Genomic DNA, 23,374 nt, shown 5'->3' with positions numbered 1-23,374 from the left:
GCGATGACCACAGCGTTCTGACAGCTTCTTCATAACTTCACGCCAGCCTGTCGGCATGCCTCGCGCCCGGTGCGAACCGATGACCGGGCACCTTTGAGGCCGACCTGGAATGGAGCCATCCCATGTCCCACCGCCTGTCCCTGCGTACCGCAGTCCTCGCCGCCGTGGCGGCCGGCGCGGTACTCGTCCCGTCCGCCGCGGCCTTCGCCGACAGCACTCCCGCGCCGACGGCCCCGTCCGCCGCGCCCGCGCGGGCGGCTCAGCCGTCGGTGGTGCCGCGTGGCGGCGTCGCCGCGGGCGACCGTCCCACCTCGGCGCCCGCCGTCGAGCGAGCCGGCTCCGCCAAGGGTTCGGCCGGCGTCACTCCGCGTGGCGGCGTCGCCGCGGGCGACCGTCCCACCTCGGCGCCCGCCGTCGAGCGAGCCGGCTCCGCCAAGGGTTCGGCCGGCGTCACTCCGCGCGGTGGCGTCGCCGCGGGCGAGCGGCCGGCCGGCACCTCGGGCGACAGCACCACCGCCCTCGCCGGTTCGGCCGCCGCCGCTCTGCTGGTCGCGGGAGCGGGCACGGTGGTGCTGCGCCGACGCTCCGCCGCGCAGCGCAACGGCTGAAGCCGCCCGCGCCGCACCGCCTTCACGGCAACTGACCGCGAAGCACGGCGGTTGACGGCGTGCGGCAGTTGACCACACGCCGATCGGCCGCACATCGGTCGATCGCCGGCCACGGCCGCACCTCCCCCTGGTGGCGCCGCCCCTCCAGGGCGGCGCCACTGCCGATCTCCGTCCCGATCTGGAGCCCTCATGTCCCCCACACCTCCCCCGTTCTGGCGCGCCGCACTTCCGGTGCTCGTCTGTCTCGTCCTCACCGGTTGTTCCTCCCACGCCGTGGACGCCGCGTCCGACGCACCGGACAGCAGGGCGAGTACTCCTCGCGACTCTGCGAAGGACACCGGCCCCGACGGCACCGGGACGCACAAGGGGTCCGAGCCCGCAGCGGCCCCCGTCCAGCTCAGCATCGCTTCGATCGGGGTGAACACCCCGCTGATGCGGCTCGGTCTGAACGAGGACGGCACCGTCCAGGTCCCGCCCGCCGAGAAGGGCATGACGGCCGGCTGGTACACCGGTGGCGCCGCCCCCGGCGAGCGTGGCGCCGCGGTCCTCATCGGACACAACGACACCCGTTTCGGCAAGGCCGTCTTCCACGATCTGAAGAAGATCACCAAGGGTGCGGACATCGCGATCCGCAACAACCGGGGAGCGGAGATCCATTTCCGGGTCACCGGCACCGAGACCGCCAGCAAGAAGGCCTTCCCGACCAAGAAGGTCTACGGCGCCACCGACGAACGCGTGCTGCGTCTCATCACCTGCGACGGCGCCTTCGACGCACAGGGCCACCCCGTCGACAACCTCATCGTGTACGCCGCACGGAGCTGACGGCGACCGGCACCGCCTTCCCCGCCTCGTCACCGGCCGTGGAGGAGTTGACAGGACGCCGCGATACGACATCGGCCGGAGCGCTCGACGTCACGCCTGCGGGGTCGGCCTCCCAGCGATGTCGTTGACTGCCGCCCAGCTGAAGGCCATCGCCGGGCCGATCGTCGCGCCCGGACCGGGGTAGGTCTCGCCCATGGACGCGGCCGAGCAGTTCCCGGACGCGTACAGGCCCTCGATGGCCGTGCCGTCCTCGCGCAGCACACGTGCCGTGCCATCGGTGAGCAGGCCGCCCTTGGTGCCGATGTCGCCGGGGTGGACGGGGATGGCGTAATACGGACCCTTGGTGAGTGGCGCGAGGTTGGGGTTGGGGAGGGTCGGGTCGCCGTAGTAGCGGTCGTAGACGCTGTCGCCGCGGCCGAAGTCCTCGTCGCGTCCGGATGCGGCGAAGCGGTTGAAGCGGTCGATCGTGGTGCGGAGCCGGTCCGCGGGGGCGCCCATCCGCGCGGCCAGTTCGTCCAGTGTGGCGGCCTTCTTGATGAAGCCGCTCCTGGTCCACTTCTTGGGGAAGGGCTGCCCCGGGAAGAGGCCCATGAAAAGGTAGCGGGCCTTGGAGCGGGCGTCGAGGATCAGCCAGGACGGGACGGTCGAGGCCGAGTCGTCCGGCCGGTCGTTGGCATACATCTGGTCGACGAACTCGTGGTACGGGGCAGCCTCGTTGGCGTACCGCTCCCCCGCCTGGTCGACGATGACCATGCCCGGTATGCCGCGGTCCGCGACCAGGAAGAAGGGCTTCTCGCCGGGCGGGCAGACGGACGGCGCGCCCCACACCTTGTCGAGCAGGTCGGTCGCAGCTCCGGCCTCCGTGCCCAGTTCCAGGGCGTCGCCGACCTGGCCCTCGGAGGCGGAGGTCCAGTCGGTGGAGGTGGGCGCGGGGAGGTACTTCTCGCGCAGTCGCTGGTTGTGCGAGAAGCCGCCGGAGGCGAGGATGACGCCGCCCGTGGCCCGGATGGTCCGCTCCTTGCCGGCGCGCGTCACGCGTACGCCGGTGATCCGGCCGTCCTCCTCGACCAGGCCGGTGAGTGGGGTGTTCAGCCACAGTTCGCCGCCGAGCCGGTCCAGCGAGAAGCGCATCCGCGCGATGAGCGCCTCGCCGAGAGAGAGCGGTTTCGCGCCGGTGGCCAGGGCTTTGGCCGCCCGCAGCCCGACCTTGACCGAGGTCTTCTTGCCCGCCCAGGTGCGGGCGACCATGTTGAGGAAGCGGAAGTCGTACGAGGTGATGGTGAGCCCGTACGTGGGCAGCCCGGCGCGGCGCATGCTGTGCCGGAGGTCTCCGAGCTGCTTGAAGTCGAAGACCTCCGGTTCGATGGAACGGCCCTGCGGGTAGCCGCCGAGACGCTCCGGGAAGTAGTCGGAGTAGCCGGGGGTGTAGACGAAGCGGACCGCCGTCTTGTCGTGGAACTCCCGGACCATGCGCGGTCCGTGGTCGAGGTATGCCTCCTTGCGTTCGGCGGGGACGCGGTCGCCGACGGTCGCGTCGAGGTAGGCACGGGCCTTCTCGCGGGTGTCACCGAGGCCGGCCTCGTCGAGGTGGAAGTTGGCCGGGACCCAGATGGCGCCGCCCGAGAGGGCGGTGGAGCCACCGTAGGAATCGGTCTTCTCGACGACCAGGGCGCTGAGACCGCGCAGCCGTGCGGTGATCGCGGCGGCCAGGCCGGCCGCGCCCGATCCCACCACGACGACGTCATAGGTGTGGTCCCACGTGGTGCTGTTCGTACTCATCCGGATTCCGCCCTCTTCAAGATCAACGGATAGTGGGTCTGGCCTCGGTCGGTACGGGCTCGTCCGCGCGGTCCGGGACCGTGGCCCACACCACGTACCGATCGGGTGTCTCCCGGGGACGTGGACGCGCAGTGTCCCGTCGGGCGGGAAGCTGCCCGCGAGGCGGGTGCGCGGACCGGTGATGCGCGGTGGATCGGCGCGGAGCGGCCCAGGTGACAGGGGCGCACATCACGGTCGCCCCTGCCGGCCTCGGTGGGTACGGGCTCGGCCGCGCGTGGTTCCGTCACGCCGACGGGCATCAGAAGGTCCCGGCGGCGTAGGCGCTGCGGAAGTAGAGGAGCGGCAGCCCGTCCTCGCGGGTGGTCAGCTCCAGCACACGGGCTGTGACGACGAGATGGTCCCCCGCCTCGTGGACCTCGTGGAGCGCGCAGTCGACGGTCGCCAGCGCGCCCTCGACGCGGACGGCCCCGTGCTCGGACAGCTCCCAGGGCACATCCCGGAACTTGTCCGGGCCGCGCTTGCCGAGCGCCGCGCACACGTCCTGCTGCTCCTCGGCCAGGATGCTCACCCCGAAGCGGCCGGCCTGCTGGACCTTCGGCCAGCTGCTGGAGGTCTTGCCGACGCAGAGCATGACGAGCGGCGGGTCGAGGGAGAGCGAAGCGAAGGACTGGCAGGCGAGGCCGACCGGTTCGCCGTCAGCGTCGAGGGCGGCCACGACGGTGATGCCGGAGGCGAAGCGGCCGAGGACCTCACGGAAATCAGCTGATTCGTTCAGCCGTTCCACTGGTGGCCCCAGAAGCTGTCGGAGGTGATCTCCTTCGCGACCCAGGTGGCGGGGTCGACGACCATGCCGTCCCAGCCGTACTCGACCTGGAAGCCGCCGGGTGCCTGGGCATAGAAGGAGACCATGCGGTCGTTGCTGTGCCGGCCGAGGGTGGAGGCGATGGGGATGCCTGCCTTGTTCATCCGGTCCAGGCAGAAGCCGACGTCGTCGAGGGTCTCCAGCTCGACCATGAAGTGCACGATGCCGGGCGGCAGAGCACCGGGGTAGAGGCCCAGGCTGTGGTGACGCCTGTTCGGGCTGAGGAAGTGCATCCAGTAGAAGTCCTGGCCGGGCTTGCCGGTCGGGACGGCCTGCGGGGGCAGCCTCATCGAGTCGCGGAGCTGGAAGCCCATGAGCTTCTCGTAGAAGGCGAGGGTCTCTGCCAACTCGGTTGCGGGCAGGACGACATGACCGAGGCCGAGGTCTCCGGTGACGAAGCGGTTGCCGTACGGGGTGCCGAGCGGGGTGTGGTCCTGTTCCTGGCCCCAGAAGACCTCGACCGGGTTTCCGCTCGGGTCCTCGAAGCGGATGAAGCCCTGCACGCGGCGCTCGGCGAGCTCGGCCGTGCTGCCCGGCTTGACGGGGGTGCCGGCCGCTTCCAGCTCGGCGGCGACCTCGGCCAGGGCCGCCGCGTTGGCCACCTCGAAGCCGGCCGCGAGCAGCCGGTCCTGCTCTCCGGCGACGATCGCGAAGCGGTGCGCGCGGTCGTCGATGCGGAGGTGGAGGACGTCGTCGGTGGAGCCGGACGCCTCGATCATGCCGAGGATGTCGAGGGCGTAGGTGCGCCACTCGTCGAGCTTGGTGGTCTCTATGCGCAGGTAGCCGAGAGCGCGAATGTCCATGGTGATCCAAGGCCCTTCAGTTCGGTTCGAGACGCTGTCGTCTTGGAGGGACCGGCAATGGGGGGCGGAGAAGGGTGGTGCCGGGTCCGTGCCGCCGCACGGCGCAGGGGGAAGCGGATGAGGTCTCCGCGGCTTGAGCGCAGCCGCGAGCTCGGGGAAGGAGCGTTGCCGACTGGCGACGACGCCGGAGGGGTTTCCTGGCTGCTGTGGCCTCGAAGGAGTGCGTGCCCGGCCCCGCCACGCCTCCCCCCTGCCCCCGTTGCCGGTCTCTCCTACTGGAAGAAAGCGGTGGCGAGGTGGTTGAACTCGTCGGCCTTCTCCGTCTGCGCCCAGTGGCCGCAGTGCGGGAAGACATGCAGGCGCGCGTCCGGGATGGCCTTCAGGGCGAGCAGCGCGCCGTCGAGCGGGTTGACGCGGTCCTCACGGCCCCAGGTGAGCAGAACGGGGTGGGTGATGCGGTGGGCCTCGCGCCAGAGCATGGTGGCCTGCTGCCAGGCGGGGTTGGCGAAGGAGGCGGCCATCCGGGCGTTGCCGAGGCGGGCCTCGGGGTCGATGGCCTGCGCGAAGCGCTCCTCGACGAGCGCGTCGGTGACGATCGACGGGTCGTACGCGAGGGTGGTGAGGAAGGTGCGCATCTGCTCGCGGGTGGGCTCGGAGGCGGCGCTGAACTCGAACAGCCGCTTGATGCCCTCGGTCGGGTCGGGCGCGAAGAGGTTGAGCGAGATCCCGCCGGGGCCCATCAGCAGCAGCTTGCCGACCTTCTCCGGGTGGTTCAGCGCCATCCGCACCGACGTGCCGCCGCCGAGCGAGTTCCCGACGAAGTGGGCCTTTTCGATGCCGAGTTCGTCCATCAGCGCTGCTATGGCTTCGGCGCTGTAGCTGAAGTAGTCCCGGTCGAGCTCGGGCTTCGCGGAGCGGCCGTAGCAGGGCTGGTCGATGAGGAGCGTGCGGAACGACCGCGAGAAATGCGGAAGGTTGCCGCCGAAATTGGACCAGCCGGAGGCGCCGGGGCCGCCGCCGTGCAGCATGATCACCACAGGGCCGTTCGCGGGTCCCGCCTCGTGGTAATGGAGCGTGAGACCGGCGGCCTCGGCCGTACGCGAGGTGCTCTCGTAGGTGATTCCGTCGTTGCTCACAGCATCGTGTCCTGGACGTCGAGGCCGAGCGCGCCCTGGCCGAAGAGAACGAGCGCCCGCTCGGGGTCGTTGGCGGCGTGGCCGCGCCCGGTGTGGATGTCGCGCCAGGCGCGCTGGACGATGTTGCCGCCCTTGGACCGCATGGCGCTGCCGCCCGCGTTCTCCATCAGCAGGTCGACGGCGGCGACGCAGCGCTCGGTGGCGAGTACCTGATCGCGACGGGTGCGGGCACGCAGCAGCATCGGGGGTTCCTCTCCACGTGCCGCGATCTCGTACAACTCACCTATATTTCGCATGAGTTGGAGCCAGGAGGAGTCAATATCACTCGCGGCACGGGCGATCCGGACCTGCGCGAAGGGGTCCTCGGCGACCTGCTGACCGTACGAGACCCGGAACCGCTCGCGGGTTGCGCGGACATAGCCCTCGTACGCGCCTTCGGCGATGCCGACGATCGGCGTCGAGATGGTGGTGGTGAAGACGGCGGCGTACGGCAGCCGGTAGAGCGGCTCGGGATTGATCTCCTGGCCGGGGGTTTTGAGTGCGGTGACCGGGCCGAAACTGAGCGCGCGGTGCTCGGGGACGAAGACGTCCTCGGCGATGATGTCGTTGCTGCCGCTGCCGCGCAGGCCGACGGTGTCCCACACGTCGTCGACGCGGTAGTCGGTTCGCGGAACGAGGAAGGTCCGCATGTCGACGGGCAGGCCCTCGGCGTCCGAGATGAGGCCGCCGAGCAGGGCCCAGTCGGCGTGGTCGCAGCCGGAGGAGAAGTGCCAGCGGCCGGTGATCTTGAAGCCGCCGTCGACGGGGGTGACCTTGCTGGTCGGGGCGTAGGAGGAGCAGATGCGGGCGTCCTGGTCCGCGCCCCAGACCTCCTCCTGCGCCCTGGGGTCGTAGAGACCGACGTGCCAGGGGTGCACGCCGACCACGGAGGAGACCCAGCCGGTGGAGCCGCAGGCCTTGGCGATCTCCTTGACGGCCGCGTAGAAGACGCGCGGGTCGGCGGCGTGGCCCCCGTACGCCTTGGGCTGCAGGAGCCGGAAGAAGCCGGTCGCCGCCAGTTCCTTGATCGAGGCGTCCGGCACCCTGCGCAGTGTTTCGGCCTCGGCGGCGCGCTCGCGCAGGGCCGGGGCGAGAGCGCGGACCGCTTCGAGGACCTCTACGTCGCTCATGCGCATTCCCTCTCGGATTCATCGTGGATGAGTGCGAGGAACCTACGCTTTGCTGTTCCGAAACGAAATACCTCCTTCCCACTGGGCGGGAACGCGTGGCAGTGTCGGCACAACGTCGGAAACGCGCCCGCAACGTCGCGGTTGCGCGCTGTACACCGGGGAGATTCCTATGCCCACGCTGTCGCTGCTGGAGAAGGCCGCGAAGGTGCTGGGCGCCTTCGAGGGGCCTGCGCCCCGGCTCAGCCTCACCGAGGTGATGCACCGCTCGGGGCTGCCCCGGTCGTCGGCGCACCGCATCCTCGACCAGCTCGTGCGGCTGCGCTGGCTGGACCGCGAGGGCCGGGACTACCGGATGGGCATGCGCATGCTGGAGCTGGGTGCGCTCGCCTCGCACCACAACCGGCTGCGGCGGGCCGCGCTCCCGCAGTTGCACGCCCTGCACGAGAAGACGGGGCATCTGGTGCATCTCGCGGTCCTGGACGGCTCGGACGTCGTCTACCTGGAGCGGATCGGCGGCTCGGACGACTCGACGGTGCCCTCACGGGTGGGCGGCAGAATGCCGGCGTACTGCACGGCGGCGGGCAAGGCGATCCTGGCGTTCAGCGATCCGGCGGCGCTGGAACTGGTCCTGCTGGACGGTCTGAGGGCGCGCACGCCGCGCACCATCGTCCGGCCGGTCGCGCTCCGCGCCGAGCTGGCGGCGGCCCGGGACCGGGGGGTGGCCTTCGACCGGGAGGAGAGCTTCCGGGGCATCGCGTGCGTGGCGGCTCCGCTGCGCGGGGCGGGACGGGCGGTCGCCGCCATCTCGGTCTCGGGGAAGGGCGGGCACCGGGAGCTGGAGCGGTTGGCGCCGGTGGTGCAGGCGTGCGCGCGGTCGGTGTGGCGGGAGATGTACGGCCCGGGACGCGCCTCCCGGGCGGCTCCGGCGCCGAGCTACGCGCCGGGCGTGTCGGAGCAGGCGATGGACAGCATGATGGGCTGGCTGCGGTTCACCGAGTGGATGTGAACCGCAGCCGGCCGGTCAGGCCCACCAGGAGCCTCAGGAATAGCTGATTTCCACCTTCTCGCTGAGGGGTACGGCCTGGCAGGCCAGGACGTACCCCTCGGCGATGTCCTCCTTGTCGAGGATCTCGTTGCGCACCATCGTGACCTCGCCCGAGACCACCCGGCAGCAGCAGGCGCTGCACGCGCCCTCGCGGCAGGAGTACGGGGCGTCGAGCCCGGCGGCGAGCAGCGCGTCGAGGAGTGGCTGCTCCGCGGCCCAGGGAACGCGGTGGGTCCGGCCGTCGAGCTCGACCTCGGCGGTCCGGGTGGTCTCGCCCGCGGCCGTCGGCGCCGCCTCGAAAACATTGCCGCTCAGCGAGAAGAACTTCTCGCGGTGGATACTGCGGCCGGGCGCTCCGGCCGAACGGAGTGCGTGCTCGGCAGCGTCCATCAGCGGTCCCGGTCCGCAGAGATACGCCTCGCGCCCAACGTACGGGGCGAGTGCGGACGCCAGCAGCGCGGCCGTCGGCAGCCCCTGGAGCGTCTCCAGCCAGTGCATCACGACCAGCCGGTCCGGGTGCTCCTCGGCCAGTCCCCACAGTTCGTCGCGGAAGATGACCGAGCACTGGTCGCGGTTTGCGTAGAAGACCGCGACTCGGCCCTGCCCCTTCGCCAGAGCCGACTTGGCGATCGACAGCACAGGGGTGATGCCGCTGCCGCCCGCGACCAGGAGCAGGTCCTGATCGAAGGAGCCGGGGGTGAACGTGCCGGCCGGCGGGAGCACCTCCAGCTCGTCGCCGACCGACACCTGGTCGCAGACCCAGGTGGAGCCGAGTCCGCCGGGCACCCGCTTCACCGTGACCTTCATGGACTCGCCGGTGAGCGGGGAGCTGGCGAGGGAGTAGCAGCGGGCGGCGCCTCCGGGCAACCGCAGGGTGAGGAACTGTCCCGGCAGATAAGCGAACCGTTCCTCGCTCCCGGCCTCCGGCCGCAGGACGAGCGTGCGGGCGTCGGCGGTCTCCGTGACGACCTCGGTGACCTTCACGCGGTACGTCCTAGGCATCGGCCACCTCGACGGTCCCGTCCTCGACGGCACGGTCGATGCTGTCGCGCAGCGCACCGCAGGTACGCATCCGGAAGCGGTACTCCTGGCACACCCGCGAGGCGTCCTCGGTCCACTGGACCTGGGTGTGGGCCATGCTGAACTTCCCGCACAGGACCTGGTTTCCGCAGAGTCCGCACTCAACGGGCTGCATGCCGACCGCCGTTCTCGGCCTTGTGGCGAGCAATGTTCTCGTCGACCTCCGCGCGCCAGGCCGCGGTCGCCCGGTCGGTGTCGATCTCGAACTCGAAGCGCTGGACCATCGCGTCCTTGACGTCACCGACGTCCACGTAGAACTGCTCGTACCAGCGCCGCAGTTGGTAGACCGGCCCGTCCTCCTCGGAGAGCAGCGGGTTGTCGATCTTCGCCTTGTTCTGCCAGATCTCGACGTCCTGCTCGAAGCCGACCGCGAGCCCCTCGGAGGTGAGCCGGGCGGCCTCGGCGGCCTGCTCGTCGCTCATGCCGGGCAGCTTCCTGACGATCGTGCCGTACATCAGCAGGAAGCTGTTGTCGTCGATCGGGTAGTGGCAGTTGATGAGGACGCTCTCCAGCTCGACGCCCCCTCCGATGTCGCTCCACAGCCGGTCGATCATGTAGGAGGGCCCGTAGTACGAGGCGTCGGAGCGCAGTCCGCCGCCCGTGCTCAGTGTGCCGAGGTCGACGTCGCCGCGCGGCGAGCTCTCCATGTACTGCGTGGCCACATGGCCTTCGAAGACGTTCTTGAAGTAGGTCGGGAAGCAGTAGTGGACATAGAAGAAGTGCGCCATGTCCACGACGTTGTCGACGATTTCCCGGCAGTGGGAGTTCTCGACCCGGAGGGTGTTCCAGCTCCAGTCGCTCCACTCGTCGCTGAAGACGCCCTCGATCCGTGGGATGACGACGTCCGCCGGGGGCGGGTTGCCCTCGGGGTCGTTCCAGACGAAGAGCTGCTTGTTCTCCTCCAGCGCCGTCCACGCGCGGGTCCTGGCGCGCGGCGGGATGCGGCGCGCGTACGGGATGCCGGAGCACTTGCCACTGCCCGCCCAGCGCCAGTCGTGGAAGGGGCAGGCGACCGAGTCGCCCTTCACGGTGCCGCGTGCGAGATTGCCGCCCATGTGGGGGCAGTAGGCGTTGAGGATGTGGAGTCGGCCGTCGTCCTCGCCCTGGAAGACGACGAGCTTTGTACCGAAGGCCTCGATCTCGTGCGGCTTGCCGTCCTTGAAGGTGTCGGCGAGGCCGAGGCAGTGCCAGCCGCGGGCGAAGCGGGTCGGTGCGGCGGCGGCTTCGATGAGGCGAAACTCGTCCTGGGAAGCGTTCATGGTGTCCCTCCACGTCGTCGTGGTGACGGTCAGTGCGATCGCGCCGGGTCCCCCCGGCGGCGGTTCGTCCTCCCTCGCCGGAAAGGCTCGGCGGCGATCGAGGACTCGGCCCTGGCTGGGGGCTTTCGTCCGGATCAGGCCGGATCGGCGACCGGGGCGCGCGAGCCCGGCGTGATCCGAACGAGAGGCCCTAGGGGTTCTGCGACGGTCCCGGTCGAGCGGCGGCGAGTTCGACCGCGATGTCGATGAGCTGGTCCTCCTGGCCGCCGACGAGTCGGCGTTCCCCCGCGCGCAGCAGGATCTCCGCGCCGGAGACGCCGTACCGCTCGGCCTGCCGGTAGGCGTGCTTGAGGAAGCTGGAGTAGACGCCGGCGTGGCCCATCATCAGCGCCATCCGGTCGAGGAGGCACTCGCCGTCCATGACGGGCCTGACCACGTCCTCGGCCGCGTCGATGATCTTCAGTACGTCAATGCCGGTCCGGATGCCCATCTTGGCGCAGACTGCGGCCAGCGCCTCGACGGGGGTATTGCCGGCGCCCGCGCCCAACCGCCGTGTGGAGCCGTCGATCTGGAGCGCACCCGCCCGTATCGCCGCGATCGAATTGCCGACGCCCAGGCCGAGGTTCTCGTGCCCGTGGAAGCCGACCTGGGCGTCGTCGCCCAGCTCGGCGACGAGCGCCCCGACCCGGTCCGTGACGTCGTCCATGACCATGGCACCGGCCGAGTCGACGACGTACACGCACTGGCAGCCGGCGTCGGCCATGATCCGGGCCTGCTTCGCCAGCGCCTCGGCCGGTGTCGAGTGGGCCATCATCAGGAAGCCGACGGTCTCCAGGCCGAGATCTCGGGCGAGTCCGAAGTGCTGGATGGAGATGTCGGCCTCGGTGCAGTGGGTGGCGATCCGGCAGATGGCGGCGCCGTTGCCCCGGGCGGCCTTGATGTCGTCCTTCACGCCGAGCCCGGGAAGCATCAGGAAGGCGATCTTCGCGCTCTGCGCCGTGTCCACGGCGATCTTGATGAGCTCCTGCTCGGGCGTCCTGGAGAAGCCGTAGTTGAAGGAGGAACCGCCGAGTCCGTCGCCGTGCGTGACCTCGATGACGGGGACGCCGGAGGCGTCGAGCGCGGCGACGACCGACGACACGTCCTCACCCGTGAACTGGTGCCGCATGGCGTGCGATCCGTCGCGCAGCGAGGAGTCGGTGACGCGGATGTCGAGCGTGTCCGAGTACGGGATCGTCTGCGAGTACGGGCTCATGCGCGCATCTCCTTCGCGAACTCCTCGCCCACCTTGGTGGCGGCGGCGGTCATGATGTCGAGGTTTCCGGCGTACGGGGGCAGGAAGTCGCCCGCGCCCTCGACCTCCAGGAAGACGGCTACCCGGGCCTGGCCGCCGTTCTCGGGGGAAGGGTCGTCGAACTGCGGCTCGACTCGAAGCCGGTAGCCGGGGACGTAGGTCGCCACGTCCTCGGCGACCTCCTTGATCGACAGGGCGATGGCGTCCCGGTCGGCGTCCTCGGGAATCGCGCAGAAGACGGTGTCGCGCATGATGACGGGCGGCTCGGCGGGGTTGAGGATGATGATCGCCTTGCCGCGCGCGGCTCCGCCGATGGTCTCGATGCCGCGCGAGGTCGTACGGGTGAACTCGTCGATGTTCGCGCGGGTTCCGGGCCCGGCGGAGAGCGAGGCGACGGACGCGACGATCTCCGCGTACGGCACGGGCACCACACGGGAGACGGCGTACACCATCGGGATGGTGGCCTGGCCGCCGCACGTGATCATGTTGACGTTGGGCCGGTCCAGGTGGGCCCGGAGATTGGCGGGCGGGACGACGGCCGGGCCGACCGCCGCGGGGGTCAGGTCGATGGCCTTGATCCCCAGCTCGGCGTAGCGCGGGGCGTTCGCCCGGTGCACGTATGCCGAAGTGGCCTCGAAGACCAGATCCGGCTTCTCGTCGTGGGCGAGCAGCCAGTCGACGCCCTCATGGCTGGCTTCGATCCCGGCGCCGCGGGCGCGGGCGAGGCCTTCGCTCTTCCGGTCGACGCCGATCATCCAGCGCGGTTCGATGTGCTCCGACCGCAAGAGCTTGTAGAGCAGATCGGTGCCGATGTTGCCGGAACCGACGATGGCGGCGGTGGCTTTGGTCTTGTGCGTGGTCATCCATACCTCAGCAGAACGAGAGGGAAACCGAGCCGAGTCCGGTGAACTCAGCGGTGTAGGTCCGGACCGCGGCCACGTCGATGGCGCGGGTGCAGGAGCCGGGCAGCACCACGTGCCCCTTCTTCAGGGGCACGCCGAAGCGGGCTACGGTGCGGGCGAGCCAGGCGACGGAGGTGGCCGGGTCGCCGAGGACGGCGTCGCTGCGGCCGGAGGCCAGCAGTTCACCCCCGTCGGTACGGAGCGTCGCCGTGATCGCCTTGAGATCGAGCTCGCGCGGGTCGCGGCCCTCTCCGATGACGTAACCCGCCGATGAGGCGTTGTCGGCGATGGTGTCGGCGATGGAGATTCGCCAGTCCGCGATCCGGCTGTCGATCAACTCCAGCGCGGGCACGACTCGTTCGGTGGCAGCGAGCACATCGGCCTCGGTGCACCCTTCGCCCGGCAGGTCGCCGCCGAGCACGAAGCCGACCTCGACCTCGATGCGGGGCGCGCAGTAGCGGGCAACCGGTACGGGCAGGTCCTCGGACAGCTCCATGTCGTCCAGCAGATGGCCGTAGTCGGGCTCGTCCACGCCCATCATCTGCTGCATGACGGGCGAGGAGAGCCCGACCTTGTGGCCGTTGACCACGGCCCCGGCGTCCAGCCGGTGCCGGATGCCGAGCAGCTGGATCTCATACGCGTCCTCGGTGCCGATGCCCGGATACGACTCGACAAGCGGGGCGACCGGCGTCCGGCCGTGCTCGGCGGAGCGCAGGAGTTCCGCGGCCTGCTGCCTCTGGCGTTCCGTGAGCATCGTGGCTCCTCCAGGGGGCGGGGTGGGTGTTCCGGCGACGTTAAGCCGATCCCGCCACGGTCCGGGAGCCCGGTTTCCCACTGGGCGGGAAAGCCCGCGGGGCGCCTCCGGCGGGGCCCGTCCCGTGTCTTCCTCGCTGATCCGGCGGGGAAGGCGGGAGCCCGCCCCCGGTTGCGGCGAGGGTCGGGCACGGAGCCCCCACAGCGGCGCCCCGGCCTTTCACTCATGTGCGGGAAGAAGTCCCGCCGGTGACGACGGCGATTTGTCCGGCCAGATCCACTGTGATACTCAACTCGCACCTCCCGCGACGCGCGAACCACTGCTATGTCCACCAAACAAATGTTTGGTGGAAGGTAGCTGATCCACTCATGGGTGTCTCCACCTCAAGCCCTGCCAAGGGCATCGCCGTCGTCACAGTCGACTTCCCTCCGGTCAACGCGCCGCCCGGCCAGGGCCGGTACACCTGGTCGACGCCGTACGCAGTGCGCCGAGGCCTGGCGCGACAGCGGCGAAATCGTCACCGGAGAAGATCTCCGGCCCGAGCCGACACCGGATGGTCCGCGACGGCTTCGCCATGAAACACAGCAAGGACCTCAGCTGGAGCCAGGTCCTGCTCGCCGCCCGTACTCCGATGCTGCTCAAGGCATCGATGGTCGAGGGCCGCACCGGCCTCGGCCTGACGGCCACCGGCCAGGTCGTCGGGCTCATCGACGACCTGCCGTCCTGCGCGGAACTCGTCGACCGCGTCATGGCCGAGGCACGCGAAACGCTCAGCGCCCTGCCGACACCAGGGTGATCCCCTCTCCATGCTGTTGAGGAGTTGTCCCGATGCGCCCAGCACGTGCACGCCTGGCCACTGGATTCCTGATCTCCGTACTCGCTCTCGGCACCCTGTCCACCCCGGCCGCGGCCGCGGCCCACTCCCCGATCGCCGCGGCCACCGGTCAGCACACCGCCGTCCGGCAGATCCCCCTCCAGGGTGCGATCAACGTCCGTGACCTGGGCGGCTACCGGACGTACACGGGACGCAGCGTCCGTTACGGCCAGGTATTCCGCGCCGACGGACTCGGCAAGCTCACCGGCCCGGACGTCACCGCCCTCGCCGGCCTCGGCCTCAAGAAGGTCATCGACTTCCGAGTCCCGCTGGAGCTCCAGTACGACGGGGCCGATCGTCTCCCGGCCGGCCTCACGGTCACCTCCCGCTCGGTCGACGACCGCGGCCTCTACGGGATGACGATGTCGGTCATCGCCTCAGCGGATCCGGTCAAGCAGCAGGCTGCCCTCGGCGACGGCGGGGCCGAGCAGTTCATGCGGGACGTCTACCGCGCCTTCGTCGACAGCCCCGGGAACCGGGCCCAGTTCGCCGCCACCGCCCGGGACGTCGCGAACAGCAAGCACTCCGCCCCGCTGCTCTACCACTGCACCTCGGGCAAGGACCGTACGGGCTGGATGAGTTACGTCCTGCTGCGTGCACTCGGCGTCCCGGCCACCACCGCCGAACGCGACTACCTGGCGTCCAATGCCTACCGCGCCGAGGCCGACGCCAAGGTCCGGGCGGGCGTCAAGCAGGCCGGCCTGATGCAGAATCCGGACCTGCTCATCCCGCTCCAGGAGGTCCGCACCGACTACCTCGACGCCGCCCTGGCCCAGGTCGAGCAGAACTACGGCAGCTTCCACGCGTACCTCACGTACGGCCTGGGCCTCGACCACGGCATCCAGGCAAGGCTCCGCGCGCGACTGCTCCGCTAGGGCCTCTCGTTTGGATCACGCCGGGCTCGCGAGCCCCGATGGCGCGCGCTGATCCGGCCTGATCCAAACGAAAGACCCTGGGCGTCCGTCCGGCCCTGATCCGCCGGACAGGCCATCGAGAGATGGACGGTCGGCGTGGTGATCCGGCGGCCGTCGCCCTCCCGCCGGTACATGACGTCGAAGTCGACGACGGGATCCTCCGTCCGCGACTGCGGTGACCGACTCCGGTTCCTCGCACGCCTCGTCGAAGGCCCGGCATTCGACGAGGCGTGCTCACCAGCGGGATCAGCCCGTCCTTGATCCCGGCGCGAGCGGACTCACGCATCACCAGCTGCGCCGCGATCCGCCTGCGCCGAGCGGCAGCGGAGCCGAAGAGCGGGGCGGAGCCGTGAGACCGCTTGAAGTGGTCGTGCGCCCCGTGTTTCTCAGCTCCCTTCCCGACTCCGCCATGCCGACGTGTACTTCGAGCCCGCCGCAGCCCGTCCCTCCGTACTCCTCGGGGACGGCGGGGCAAGCGGCACCGACCTGCCGCGTCAGCGGCCGTCGGGCGGCGCCGCCCGCGTGGCCGGCGCTGACGCGGCCCGTACGGCCGAGCGCGGCTCTTCCTGTTCCGCACTCGGCCTGAGCTTCACTTCTGCTCTCCTCCTGCCACACGCCGCAGTTCGCCCTTGAGCAGCTTCCCGCCCGCGTTGCGCGGCAGCTCCGCCACGACGTGGAAGCGGCGCGGGACCTTGAAGTTGGCGAGGCGCTCCCGGGTCCAAGCGGTGAGCTCCGCGGGGTCCGGGTCGGCTCCTTCGGCTGCCACGACGAAGGCGACTCCCACCTCGCCGAGGCGCTCGTCCGGCGCCCCGACAACCGCGGCGTCGGCGATCTCCGCATGCTCGATCAGCACGTTCTCGACCTCCGCCGGGTAGGCGTTGAAGCCTCCGACGACGTACATGTCCTTGAGCCGGTCGGTGATACGGAGAAAGCCGCGCTCGTCGAGTACGCCGACGTCCCCGGTCCGCAGCCAGCCGTCCACGCTCACCGCCTGGGCGGTGGCGGCGGGATCGTCGAGATAGCCCGCCGTCACGTGGTAGCCGCGGACCTGCACCTCACCGACCTCGCCCGCGGCAAGGACCTCGCCCAGCGGATCGGCGATACGGACCTCCGTGCCGGGCAGCGGAACGCCGACTGTGTGGGAGACGGTCCAGGCGTCCGCGTCGGTCGGGCAGACGGTGACGACACCGCCGGACTCGGTGAGGCCGTACGCGGTGAAGACGTCGGGGGCGCCGAGAACCGTGCGGAGCTGTTCGACGAGTTCGGTCGGTATGGACGCGGCGCCCGTGCCGACGAGCCGCAGCGCGTTCAGGTCGTGCGCGCCTCGTTGGGCGTGCTGGATGAGGCCGTGGAAGACGGTCGGCGGACCCATCAGGCAGGTGACCTGTTCGGCGGCCATGCGGTGCAGGATGCGGTCGGTGTCGAAGAGCGCCTCGGGGAGCATGGCGGCGCCGCGCAGCAGGCAGGCGATGATGCCGGCCTTGTAGCCGAAAGTGTGAAAGAAGGGGTTGACCAGAAGGTACCGGTCTCCCGCCCGCAGGGTGACCAGCCGGGACCAGTCGGCAAAGACGCGTACGGTCTGCGCGTGGGTGGTCATCACCCCTTTGGGCCGGCCGGTGGTGCCGGAGGTGTAAAGGATGTCGGAGAGATCGTCCGGGCGCACGGCGGCGGCGCGCACGGCACGCTCCGCCTCGCTCACGCGCTCTCCCGCCGCCAGGTAATCCGGCCAGGACAGGGTCTCCGCGCCCGCCTCGCCGCGCAGCACAACCGTGCTGCGCAACTGCCCGAGGTCCTCACCCGAGTCGTGCAGCATCGCCACATAGTCCGTGCCGAGGAAACCGCGCTCGGTGTAGAGGACCTGCGCTCCGCTGCGACGGATGATGTCGGCGGCTTCGGCCGCCTTGTAGCGCGTGTTGAGGGGGACGAGTACGGCCCCGATACCGACGGCACCGAGTGCGGCGGTGATCCACTGACGGCTGTTGGGCGCCCAGACGGCGACGCGGTCACCCGGTCGAATGCCGTGGGCGACGGCGGCTCGGGCGGCTGCGGCGATCTCGTCGCGCAGCCGCTCAAAGCTCCATCGGACCTCGCCGTCGACGAGGGCTTCCGCGGCGCCGTACGCCTCGGCGGCGTACTGCGGGAGCTGCGCGAGCGTGGTGGGTTGCGGCACCTGGATGGAGTCTGAGTCGGTCATGACCTTCTCCTACTTGCCTACTTGACGTGCGAGCTTGGGCGGTATCCAATCACAGTGTTTCGGTTAGGCATATACCTAGTAGGAACATTGGAGGTTCCGATGTCGACCCTCACCCACGAGGTTGCCCCGATGATCGACAGCAAGCAGATGCGCGAGACGCTCAGCAGCTTCTGTACCGGGGTGGCGGTGATCACCGCGATCCAGTCCGACGGCCGGCCGGCCGGCATGGCCGTACAGTCCTTCTCCTCGGTCTCGCTCGACCCGCCCCTGGTCTGCTTCTGCCCCGCGCACACCTCGACCACCTGGCCGCTCATCCGCGCCGCCGGCCACTTCGCCGTCAACGTCCTGGCGGCCGACCAACAGCAGCTGTGCCGCCAGTTCGCGGTGACAGGCGGGGAGAAGTTCGACGGGGTGGACTGGCACCCGGGCACCAACGGCGCGCCGCTGCTCGACTCCGCACTGGCGACGATCGAGTGCGAGCTGACAGACGTACTGGACGGTGGCGACCACGCCATCGCACTGGGCCGCGTCACGGCCCTGGCACAGCCCCGCGAGGCCGAGCCACTGCTCTACTTCCGCCGGACCTACGGCCGGGTGTCGCCCTTCTCCAGCTCCTCGATGTCCGCGAGCATGGCGTCGGCGAGGTCGCGCTCCGAGGCGTAGTACCGCTCCGCCCACTTCAAGGTGAGCGTGGGGTACGCCCACGCCGCCTCGCTGCGGGCCCCCTCGACGTCCGCCCGCGCTCGGAGCCGCATGTTCTCCGCGTACTCCCTTTGCTGCGCGAGGACTTCACGCAGCTGCTCGGGTTCCAGCAGATGACCGAGCCAGATCCGGAGCATCGCGCCGTGCTTGAGCACGGGCGGGTCGACAGGCGTCTCACGCGCCCATGTCCGTACGGCATCCAGGCCGGCGTCAGTGATGGTGTAGACGCGCTTGTCGCGGTTGCCGGTCTCCTGCGCGACCATGCGCGAGGTGGCGTACCCGGCCTTCTCCAGGCGCTTGAGTTCGCCGTAGATCTGACTGAAGGACGGGCTCCAGTAGAAGAAGCGGAGCGACCAGTCGGACCACTTCTTCAGGTCGTAGCCGGACAACTCCTCGCCGAAGGAGAGCAGCCCGAGCACCGCCCAGCTCGTCGCCGGGAGTGCGAGCCTCCCGCCGCCACCGGCACTCTCGCCCTGCGCACCACTCACCGTCTTCTTCTCCACCACGCCCGGCAGTCTACGGCCGGGGCCCCGATCCCCCTTCCTCTCCCTCGGTGTACCTGATAGAAGTATTTCTATTAGGCATACACAAACAGTGCAGGAGGCACCGTGAAGTTCTCGATGATCTTCGAGGCCCAGCTCGCCGATCCCACCCCCGAGCGCGAACGCCAGGTCATCCACGACTGTGTCGAACAGGCCGTATTCGCCGAGGAGATGGGCTTTGACCGGATCTGGGCCGTCGAGCACCACTCCCTCACCCAGTACGCCCACATGAGCGCCTCCGAGATCTTCCTGACCTGGGTCGCCGCCCGGACGTCCAGGATCCGCATCGGCCACGGCGTCGTCACCATGCCCTTCGGCTACCAGCACCCGGTCCGCGTCGCCGAGCGCGCCGCCATGCTCGACGTGCTCTCCGGCGGCCGCGTCGACATCGGCTCCGGCCGGGGCGCCACCAAGCAGGAAATGTCCATGTACGGCGTCCGGCCCGAGGACACCTACCCCCAGATGGAAGAGGCCCTGCGGATCTTCTCCAACGCCTGGCGCGAGGAGCGGTTCGAGTGGCACGGATCCATCGACATCGGCCCCGGCGCGATCCTTCCTCGCCCCGTCCAGGACCCGCACCCGCCCCTGTTCATGGCCTGCAGCAAGCACGACACCCTCAAGCTCGCCGCCGAACTCGGCATCGGCGCCCTGGTGATGGGCTTCGCGGGCGCCGACGACGTGCGCGAGATGCGCAAGGTCTACGACGAGGCCATCGCGAGCCGCACCGGCGACCGCCTCGTATCGACCGAGGTCAACGACCATCTCTCCGCACTCTGCCCCACCATCGTCCTCGACGACGCCGAACAGGCCCTGCGCATCGGCACCCTCGGTCAGCGCTTCTTCGCCGAGTCCATCGCCCACTGGTACGGCAACGGGCCTGAGCCCACCGGCTACGACGAGTACGAGGACCACACCGCCGCCATGGAGTCCCGCCGCGACGAACTGGTCGCGAGGCTCCACGACGCCAAGATCCCGGCCCGCCCCTCCGACACCGGCGCCTTCAACGCCGAGCACGCCTACGGCGATGCCCGGACCGCCATCGCCTACGTCGAGCAGCTCCGCGAGATCGGCGTCGACGAGGTCATGTGCCTGATCCAGATGGGCACCGTCCCACAGGAGGCGTGCATGGAAACCATCCGCCAGTGGGGCGAGCAGGTCATCCCGTACTTCCGTGCGCAGGAGGGCAAGTGACCTCCCTGCCCTCCCTGGACGGCAAGGTCGTCGTCATCACCGGGGCCGGGCGCGGTCAGGGCGCGGCCGAGGCCCGGCTCTTCGCCGAGGCGGGCGCCCGCGTCGTGGTCACGGACGTGCGCGAGGAGGAGGGTCGCGAGGTCGCGGCCGACCTCGGCGAACAGGGCCTCTTCGTGCGCCACGACGTGACGGACGCAGCCGGCTGGACGGAGACGGTGGCGGCCGGGGTCGCCGCCTTCGGCCGGATCGACGCACTCGTCAACAACGCCGCCCTCTGGCGGACCGCCCCCGTCGAGAAGGAGAGCGCCGAGAACTTCGAGACCCTCTGGCGGGTCAACCTCCTCGGTCCCTTCCTCGGCATCCAGGCCGTCGTCCCCGTCATGAAGGAGGCGGGCGGCGGATCGATCGTCAACATCTCATCGACCGCGGGGCTGGTCGGCATCGCCGGCCATGCGGCGTACGGATCGACGAAGTTCGGCCTGCGCGGCCTGAGCCGGTCCTCGGCCCTGGACCTCGCCCGGTACGGCATCCGCGTCAACTCCGTGCACCCGGGTGCGATCGACACCCCGATGATCTCAGCGGCCGCGTCCAACGACTGGTCGCACGTCCCGCTGGGCCGGATGGGCCGACCGGAGGAGGTCGGCAAGCTGGTCCTCTACCTCGCCTCGGACGCCTCCTCCTACATCACAGGCACGGAGTTCACCGTCGACGGAGGGTTGACCACCGGATGACGGGCGATGGGACGACTGATCACCTCACCCCGGCCGCCCGCCGCCTCTGCGACGCGATGGCGGCCGGTTTCCCGGACCCGGCGTTCGGGCCGCTCGACGCGGCGAGGCTGCGGCAGGTCGCCGGAACGGGCGGCGGCGCCCCGGTCCGCGAACTGCTCTCGGTCACCGAGCGGCGGATCCCGGTACCGGTCCGCATCTACGACGCCGGCCCGGGGCATGTGCCCGACCCCGCCTCCCGCCCGCTCATCATCTTCTTCCACGGCGGCGGCTGGGTCTTCTGCGACCTCGACACGCACGATGGACTGTGCCGCGAACTCGCCGCCCGTACAGGTGCGTTGGTCATCTCGGCCGACTACCGCCGCGCCCCGGAGTCCCGATTCCCCGCTGCCGCGGAGGACGCCCGCACGGTCGCGGCCTGGGCTGCGCGGCACGCCCATGAACTGGGCTGTTCCCCGGACCGGCTGATCCTCGCGGGTGATTCCAGCGGCGGCAATCTCGCCGCCGCCACCGCCCTGTGGGCGCGGGACGAGGGCGGGCCGGCGATCGCGGCGCAGCTGCTCCTCTACCCCGCGCTGGACCATCGCCTGAGCAGCGAGTCGGCCACGGCGTACGCGACCGGCTTCTTCCATACCACCGCCCATATGCGCTGGTACTGGGAGCAGTACCTGGGCCCGGACGGCGACCCGGCCGACCCGCACGCCTCCCCCGGCCTCGCCGCCGATCTGTCCGGGCTGCCGCCCACTCTCGTGGTGCTGGCCGACTGCGACCCGCTGCGCGACGAGGGTCTCGCGTACGCCCGTCGGCTGGCACAGTCGGGCGTACGCGCCCAAGTCCAGCTCCACCCAGGGACGTTCCACGGCTTCCTGGGTGCCGTCGGCCATCTCCCCGAGGCCGACGCGGCGATGGAGGCGGCAGCACACTGGGTGAGCAGACAGGGTCTCGGCGTGAAGGGCGGATGACCGGTTTGCGATCAAGGGATGGCCAGAACCCGCAGGCGCCGGGTTGCGTCGCAGGCGTTCCTCGTGCGGGCGGCACCGTAGGCACCGGAGCGACACCCGGGCAACGCGGACCGCTCAACCCGCGGCTCCCCCGCGAAGTCGGGGAGCCCACAGTCCGTGTGCCGCTCCACCGGCTTCTCCACCCGGTCGACGCCGAGGTGGTCGCACCCGGCGACGCGGCGCACCTGGAGCTGTGGGTACGCCGCGGAGAGGTCCGCCGTCGGCGCCCGACTCGTTGACGGCCTCCCGGGAGACGGCCGCGCCGCCGTTCCACTCCGGTGCGCTTGTCCCGGTGCGTCCCGGTGCGCTCGTCTCGGTGCATTTGTCCCGGTGCGCTCGTCTCGGTGTACTTATCCCGGTGCGGGCGGTCTTGTTCACGAGCTCCGGGGCGCGTTCCCCTCGGGTCAGAAGAAGACCCCGCAGCGCAGCAGCACGTTCGCGTACGGCCGCGCCTCCCCGGTCCGTACCACCAGCCGGGCACCCGCGGAGAGCACCTTGAGTTCGTCGTGCGGTACGTGGGCGAGTTCCGGGAGCCGCTCGTGCAGGAGCCGTGCGGCCTCCGGGTTGGCCTTCCCGACCTCGTGCGCCGCCGTCGCGCCCTCCACCACCAGTTCGTCCAACAGCCCGTCGAGCACCTCGACGAACGACGGGACGCCGGCCCGGAAGGCCAGGTCGACAACCCTGGGACCGGCCGGAATGGGCATGCCCACGTCGCAGATCAGTACCCCGTCGCCGTGGCCCAACTCCGCCAGTGCCCCGGCGAGATGGCGGTTGAGGATTCCTCTCTTCTTCACGGCCCGGAGACTTCCTCCGCGGTCGGGAAGGACGCCTGCGCGCCCTGCCTGGTGACGGCCGCCGCACCCACCCTGACGGCGAAGGCGGCAGCCTCGGCGAGCTCCTCGCCCTGGCCCAGCCGCCAGGCCAGAGCGGCGGTGAACGCGTCACCCGCCCCGGTCGTGTCCACGGCCTCGACCGCGGGGCTCGGGACGGTGACGAACGCCCCCGTACGGCTGTCGGCGACGAGCGCGCCTTTCGCCCCCAGCGTGACCACGACCGATCGCGGACCGGACTTGAGCAGCGCCCGCGCCCACTCCCGAGCCGTGCTGCCCGCCGCTTCTCCCAGTATGTAGCGCGCCTCGTGCTCATTGACCACCAACGGGTCGCAGACGGCGAGCACGGAGTCGGGCAGGGACGCGGGCGGGGACGGGTTCAGTACCAGCCGGGTGCCGGGTGACATCGCCCCGGCCACCTCGGCGACGGTGTCCAGCGGGATCTCCAGCTGCACGGAGACGACCCTGGCCGCCTCGAAGAGGGGCCCGGCCGCCCGGATGTCCTCCGGGGTCAGCCGGCCGTTGGCCCCGGGCGACACCACGATGCTGTTGTCGCCCGAGGGGTCCACGGTGATCAGTGCGACTCCGGTCGGCGCCCCGCCCACGAGGACGCCACTCGTGTCGACTCCCGCCGCCCGCTGCGACTCCAGCAGCAGACGGCCGTGGGCGTCGTCGCCGACCCTGGCCAGCAGGGCGGTGCGGGCCCCGAGACGGGCGGCGGCGACCGCCTGGTTCCCTCCCTTGCCGCCCGGATGGACGGCCAGATCGGAGCCGAGCACGGTCTCACCGGCGGCGGGGCGGCGTTCGACATCGATGACCAGGTCGGCATTGGCCGAACCTACGACCAGCAGGTCGTACCGGTCGTGGTCGTTCTCGTGCATCATT

The 23,374-nt window shown here is 70.4% G+C and carries 23 protein-coding genes and 2 pseudogenes; 10 read left to right on the top strand and 15 right to left on the bottom strand.

Annotation, left to right across the window (positions count from 1 at the left end; genetic code table 11):
• The first annotated feature begins 122 nt into the window (after positions 1 to 122).
• The gene (locus tag ACZ68L_RS00780; protein ID WP_469573024.1) at positions 123 to 608 is read left to right on the top strand and encodes a hypothetical protein; all 486 of its coding nucleotides are present in this window, start codon (positions 123 to 125) and stop codon (positions 606 to 608) included.
• A gap of 189 nt (positions 609 to 797) precedes the next feature.
• Positions 798 to 1,430, top strand: a complete 633-nt coding sequence (locus ACZ68L_RS00775; protein WP_469573023.1) for a class F sortase — start codon at positions 798 to 800, stop codon at positions 1,428 to 1,430.
• Between the two features lie 90 nt (positions 1,431 to 1,520).
• Here ACZ68L_RS00775 and ACZ68L_RS00770 read toward each other — a convergent pair whose 3' ends face one another.
• The 5 genes from ACZ68L_RS00770 to hsaA all read right to left on the bottom strand — a co-directional run bounded on the left by ACZ68L_RS00770 (position 1,521) and on the right by hsaA (position 7,179).
• Complete coding sequence (locus tag ACZ68L_RS00770) at positions 1,521 to 3,209, bottom strand: FAD-dependent oxidoreductase (RefSeq protein ID WP_469573021.1); 1,689 nt, start codon at positions 3,207 to 3,209, stop codon at positions 1,521 to 1,523.
• 298 nt (positions 3,210 to 3,507) lie between these two features.
• The gene (locus ACZ68L_RS00765) at positions 3,508 to 3,993 is read right to left on the bottom strand and encodes a flavin reductase family protein (protein ID WP_469573018.1); all 486 of its coding nucleotides are present in this window, start codon (positions 3,991 to 3,993) and stop codon (positions 3,508 to 3,510) included.
• Positions 3,981 to 4,874, bottom strand: coding sequence for a VOC family protein (locus ACZ68L_RS00760; protein ID WP_469573017.1), 894 nt, complete (start codon positions 4,872 to 4,874; stop codon positions 3,981 to 3,983). The genes ACZ68L_RS00765 and ACZ68L_RS00760 overlap by 13 nt, the downstream gene beginning before the upstream one ends.
• A gap of 272 nt (positions 4,875 to 5,146) precedes the next feature.
• Positions 5,147 to 6,010, bottom strand: a complete 864-nt coding sequence (hsaD, locus tag ACZ68L_RS00755) for a 4,5:9,10-diseco-3-hydroxy-5,9,17-trioxoandrosta-1(10),2-diene-4-oate hydrolase (protein WP_469573016.1) — start codon at positions 6,008 to 6,010, stop codon at positions 5,147 to 5,149.
• Positions 6,007 to 7,179 carry a 3-hydroxy-9,10-secoandrosta-1,3,5(10)-triene-9,17-dione monooxygenase oxygenase subunit gene (hsaA, locus tag ACZ68L_RS00750; RefSeq protein ID WP_469573015.1) on the bottom strand — a complete coding sequence of 391 codons (1,173 nt, stop codon included), beginning with the start codon at positions 7,177 to 7,179 and terminating at the stop codon, positions 6,007 to 6,009. Before hsaA ends, hsaD begins: the two co-directional genes overlap by 4 nt.
• Before the next feature lie 169 nt (positions 7,180 to 7,348).
• On the opposite strand from hsaA, the gene ACZ68L_RS00745 reads away from it, so the two are divergent.
• Positions 7,349 to 8,185, top strand: coding sequence for an IclR family transcriptional regulator (locus ACZ68L_RS00745; RefSeq protein WP_469573013.1), 837 nt, complete (start codon positions 7,349 to 7,351; stop codon positions 8,183 to 8,185).
• A 33-nt stretch (positions 8,186 to 8,218) separates the two neighbouring features.
• On the opposite strand, the gene ACZ68L_RS00740 is transcribed toward ACZ68L_RS00745, so the two are convergent.
• The 6 genes from ACZ68L_RS00740 to ACZ68L_RS00715 form a co-directional block, all read right to left on the bottom strand.
• Positions 8,219 to 9,226 (bottom strand): 2Fe-2S iron-sulfur cluster-binding protein, encoded by a 1,008-nt coding sequence (locus tag ACZ68L_RS00740; protein WP_469573010.1) that lies wholly within the window; start codon positions 9,224 to 9,226, stop codon positions 8,219 to 8,221.
• Entirely contained in the window at positions 9,219 to 9,362 is a 144-nt protein-coding gene (locus ACZ68L_RS00735) for a hypothetical protein (protein ID WP_469573009.1), read from the bottom strand. The genes ACZ68L_RS00740 and ACZ68L_RS00735 overlap by 8 nt, the downstream gene beginning before the upstream one ends.
• A gap of 43 nt (positions 9,363 to 9,405) precedes the next feature.
• Positions 9,406 to 10,563 (bottom strand): Rieske 2Fe-2S domain-containing protein, encoded by a 1,158-nt coding sequence (locus tag ACZ68L_RS00730; protein WP_469573007.1) that lies wholly within the window; start codon positions 10,561 to 10,563, stop codon positions 9,406 to 9,408.
• Positions 10,564 to 10,753: 190 nt separating this feature from the next.
• Positions 10,754 to 11,797, bottom strand: coding sequence for a 4-hydroxy-2-oxovalerate aldolase (dmpG, locus tag ACZ68L_RS00725; RefSeq protein WP_469573314.1), 1,044 nt, complete (start codon positions 11,795 to 11,797; stop codon positions 10,754 to 10,756).
• A gap of 17 nt (positions 11,798 to 11,814) precedes the next feature.
• A complete protein-coding gene (locus ACZ68L_RS00720; RefSeq protein ID WP_469573006.1) occupies positions 11,815 to 12,720 on the bottom strand; it encodes an acetaldehyde dehydrogenase (acetylating) in 906 nt (301 codons plus the stop codon).
• Between the two features lie 7 nt (positions 12,721 to 12,727).
• Positions 12,728 to 13,513 carry a 2-keto-4-pentenoate hydratase gene (locus ACZ68L_RS00715; protein WP_469573004.1) on the bottom strand — a complete coding sequence of 262 codons (786 nt, stop codon included), beginning with the start codon at positions 13,511 to 13,513 and terminating at the stop codon, positions 12,728 to 12,730.
• A gap of 368 nt (positions 13,514 to 13,881) precedes the next feature.
• Between ACZ68L_RS00715 and ACZ68L_RS00710 the strand changes: the two are divergent.
• The 3 genes and pseudogenes from ACZ68L_RS00710 to ACZ68L_RS00700 form a co-directional block, all read left to right on the top strand.
• Positions 13,882 to 14,006, top strand: a pseudogene (locus tag ACZ68L_RS00710) (enoyl-CoA hydratase); the annotation flags it as partial.
• 33 nt (positions 14,007 to 14,039) lie between these two features.
• Positions 14,040 to 14,309: pseudogene (locus ACZ68L_RS00705) on the top strand (nitronate monooxygenase); the annotation flags it as partial.
• 32 nt (positions 14,310 to 14,341) lie between these two features.
• Complete coding sequence (locus tag ACZ68L_RS00700) at positions 14,342 to 15,262, top strand: tyrosine-protein phosphatase (protein WP_469573002.1); 921 nt, start codon at positions 14,342 to 14,344, stop codon at positions 15,260 to 15,262.
• Positions 15,263 to 15,890: 628 nt separating this feature from the next.
• Here the strand turns inward: ACZ68L_RS00700 and ACZ68L_RS00695 are convergent.
• Complete coding sequence (locus ACZ68L_RS00695; RefSeq protein WP_469573001.1) at positions 15,891 to 17,495, bottom strand: FadD3 family acyl-CoA ligase; 1,605 nt, start codon at positions 17,493 to 17,495, stop codon at positions 15,891 to 15,893.
• Positions 17,496 to 17,594: 99 nt separating this feature from the next.
• On the opposite strand from ACZ68L_RS00695, the gene ACZ68L_RS00690 reads away from it, so the two are divergent.
• Positions 17,595 to 18,158: a flavin reductase family protein gene (locus tag ACZ68L_RS00690; RefSeq protein ID WP_469572999.1), complete on the top strand. Its 564-nt coding sequence runs from the start codon at positions 17,595 to 17,597 to the stop codon at positions 18,156 to 18,158.
• Here ACZ68L_RS00690 and ACZ68L_RS00685 read toward each other — a convergent pair.
• Positions 18,080 to 18,700 (bottom strand): PadR family transcriptional regulator, encoded by a 621-nt coding sequence (locus tag ACZ68L_RS00685; RefSeq protein ID WP_469573312.1) that lies wholly within the window; start codon positions 18,698 to 18,700, stop codon positions 18,080 to 18,082. The genes ACZ68L_RS00690 and ACZ68L_RS00685 overlap by 79 nt on opposite strands.
• Positions 18,701 to 18,805: 105 nt before the next feature.
• On the opposite strand from ACZ68L_RS00685, the gene ACZ68L_RS00680 reads away from it, so the two are divergent.
• The 3 genes from ACZ68L_RS00680 to ACZ68L_RS00670 are packed head-to-tail and all read left to right on the top strand — an operon-like array spanning position 18,806 to position 21,620.
• On the top strand, positions 18,806 to 19,930 hold the full coding sequence (locus ACZ68L_RS00680; protein WP_469572997.1) for an LLM class flavin-dependent oxidoreductase: 1,125 nt from the start codon (positions 18,806 to 18,808) through the stop codon (positions 19,928 to 19,930).
• A gap of 5 nt (positions 19,931 to 19,935) precedes the next feature.
• On the top strand, positions 19,936 to 20,661 hold the full coding sequence (locus ACZ68L_RS00675) for an SDR family NAD(P)-dependent oxidoreductase (RefSeq protein ID WP_469573310.1): 726 nt from the start codon (positions 19,936 to 19,938) through the stop codon (positions 20,659 to 20,661).
• On the top strand, positions 20,658 to 21,620 hold the full coding sequence (locus ACZ68L_RS00670) for an alpha/beta hydrolase (protein WP_469572995.1): 963 nt from the start codon (positions 20,658 to 20,660) through the stop codon (positions 21,618 to 21,620). The genes ACZ68L_RS00675 and ACZ68L_RS00670 overlap by 4 nt, the downstream gene beginning before the upstream one ends.
• 443 nt (positions 21,621 to 22,063) lie before the next feature.
• Here ACZ68L_RS00670 and rbsD read toward each other — a convergent pair whose 3' ends face one another.
• Together rbsD and ACZ68L_RS00660 are read right to left on the bottom strand one after the other, a co-directional pair.
• Positions 22,064 to 22,453: a D-ribose pyranase gene (gene rbsD, locus ACZ68L_RS00665; protein ID WP_469572993.1), complete on the bottom strand. Its 390-nt coding sequence runs from the start codon at positions 22,451 to 22,453 to the stop codon at positions 22,064 to 22,066.
• On the bottom strand, positions 22,450 to 23,370 hold the full coding sequence (locus ACZ68L_RS00660; RefSeq protein WP_469572992.1) for a ribokinase: 921 nt from the start codon (positions 23,368 to 23,370) through the stop codon (positions 22,450 to 22,452). The genes rbsD and ACZ68L_RS00660 overlap by 4 nt, the downstream gene beginning before the upstream one ends.
• Between the last annotated feature and the right edge of the window lie 4 nt (positions 23,371 to 23,374).

Source organism: Streptomyces sp. NPDC104309, assembly GCF_055584025.1.
The sequence above is the reverse complement of the archived record's forward strand: the minus strand, read 5'-3'. Positions and strand labels throughout refer to the sequence as shown.

What these genes read in the sequence shown, in the direction of transcription:
- ACZ68L_RS00780 (WP_469573024.1), top strand. Translation starts at nt 123, where the DNA reads ATGTCCCACCGCCTGTCCCTGCGTACCGCAGTCCTCGCCGCCGTGGCG.
- ACZ68L_RS00775 (WP_469573023.1), top strand. Translation starts at nt 798, where the DNA reads ATGTCCCCCACACCTCCCCCGTTCTGGCGCGCCGCACTTCCGGTGCTC.
- ACZ68L_RS00770 (WP_469573021.1), bottom strand. Translation starts at nt 3,209, where the DNA reads ATGAGTACGAACAGCACCACGTGGGACCACACCTATGACGTCGTCGTG.
- ACZ68L_RS00760 (WP_469573017.1), bottom strand. Translation starts at nt 4,874, where the DNA reads ATGGACATTCGCGCTCTCGGCTACCTGCGCATAGAGACCACCAAGCTC.
- hsaA (WP_469573015.1), bottom strand. Translation starts at nt 7,179, where the DNA reads ATGAGCGACGTAGAGGTCCTCGAAGCGGTCCGCGCTCTCGCCCCGGCC.
- ACZ68L_RS00745 (WP_469573013.1), top strand. Translation starts at nt 7,349, where the DNA reads ATGCCCACGCTGTCGCTGCTGGAGAAGGCCGCGAAGGTGCTGGGCGCC.
- ACZ68L_RS00740 (WP_469573010.1), bottom strand. Translation starts at nt 9,226, where the DNA reads ATGCCTAGGACGTACCGCGTGAAGGTCACCGAGGTCGTCACGGAGACC.
- ACZ68L_RS00735 (WP_469573009.1), bottom strand. Translation starts at nt 9,362, where the DNA reads ATGGCCCACACCCAGGTCCAGTGGACCGAGGACGCCTCGCGGGTGTGC.
- ACZ68L_RS00730 (WP_469573007.1), bottom strand. Translation starts at nt 10,563, where the DNA reads ATGAACGCTTCCCAGGACGAGTTTCGCCTCATCGAAGCCGCCGCCGCA.
- ACZ68L_RS00720 (WP_469573006.1), bottom strand. Translation starts at nt 12,720, where the DNA reads ATGACCACGCACAAGACCAAAGCCACCGCCGCCATCGTCGGTTCCGGC.
- ACZ68L_RS00715 (WP_469573004.1), bottom strand. Translation starts at nt 13,513, where the DNA reads ATGCTCACGGAACGCCAGAGGCAGCAGGCCGCGGAACTCCTGCGCTCC.
- ACZ68L_RS00700 (WP_469573002.1), top strand. Translation starts at nt 14,342, where the DNA reads ATGCGCCCAGCACGTGCACGCCTGGCCACTGGATTCCTGATCTCCGTA.
- ACZ68L_RS00695 (WP_469573001.1), bottom strand. Translation starts at nt 17,495, where the DNA reads ATGACCGACTCAGACTCCATCCAGGTGCCGCAACCCACCACGCTCGCG.
- ACZ68L_RS00690 (WP_469572999.1), top strand. Translation starts at nt 17,595, where the DNA reads ATGTCGACCCTCACCCACGAGGTTGCCCCGATGATCGACAGCAAGCAG.
- ACZ68L_RS00670 (WP_469572995.1), top strand. Translation starts at nt 20,658, where the DNA reads ATGACGGGCGATGGGACGACTGATCACCTCACCCCGGCCGCCCGCCGC.
- ACZ68L_RS00660 (WP_469572992.1), bottom strand. Translation starts at nt 23,370, where the DNA reads ATGCACGAGAACGACCACGACCGGTACGACCTGCTGGTCGTAGGTTCG.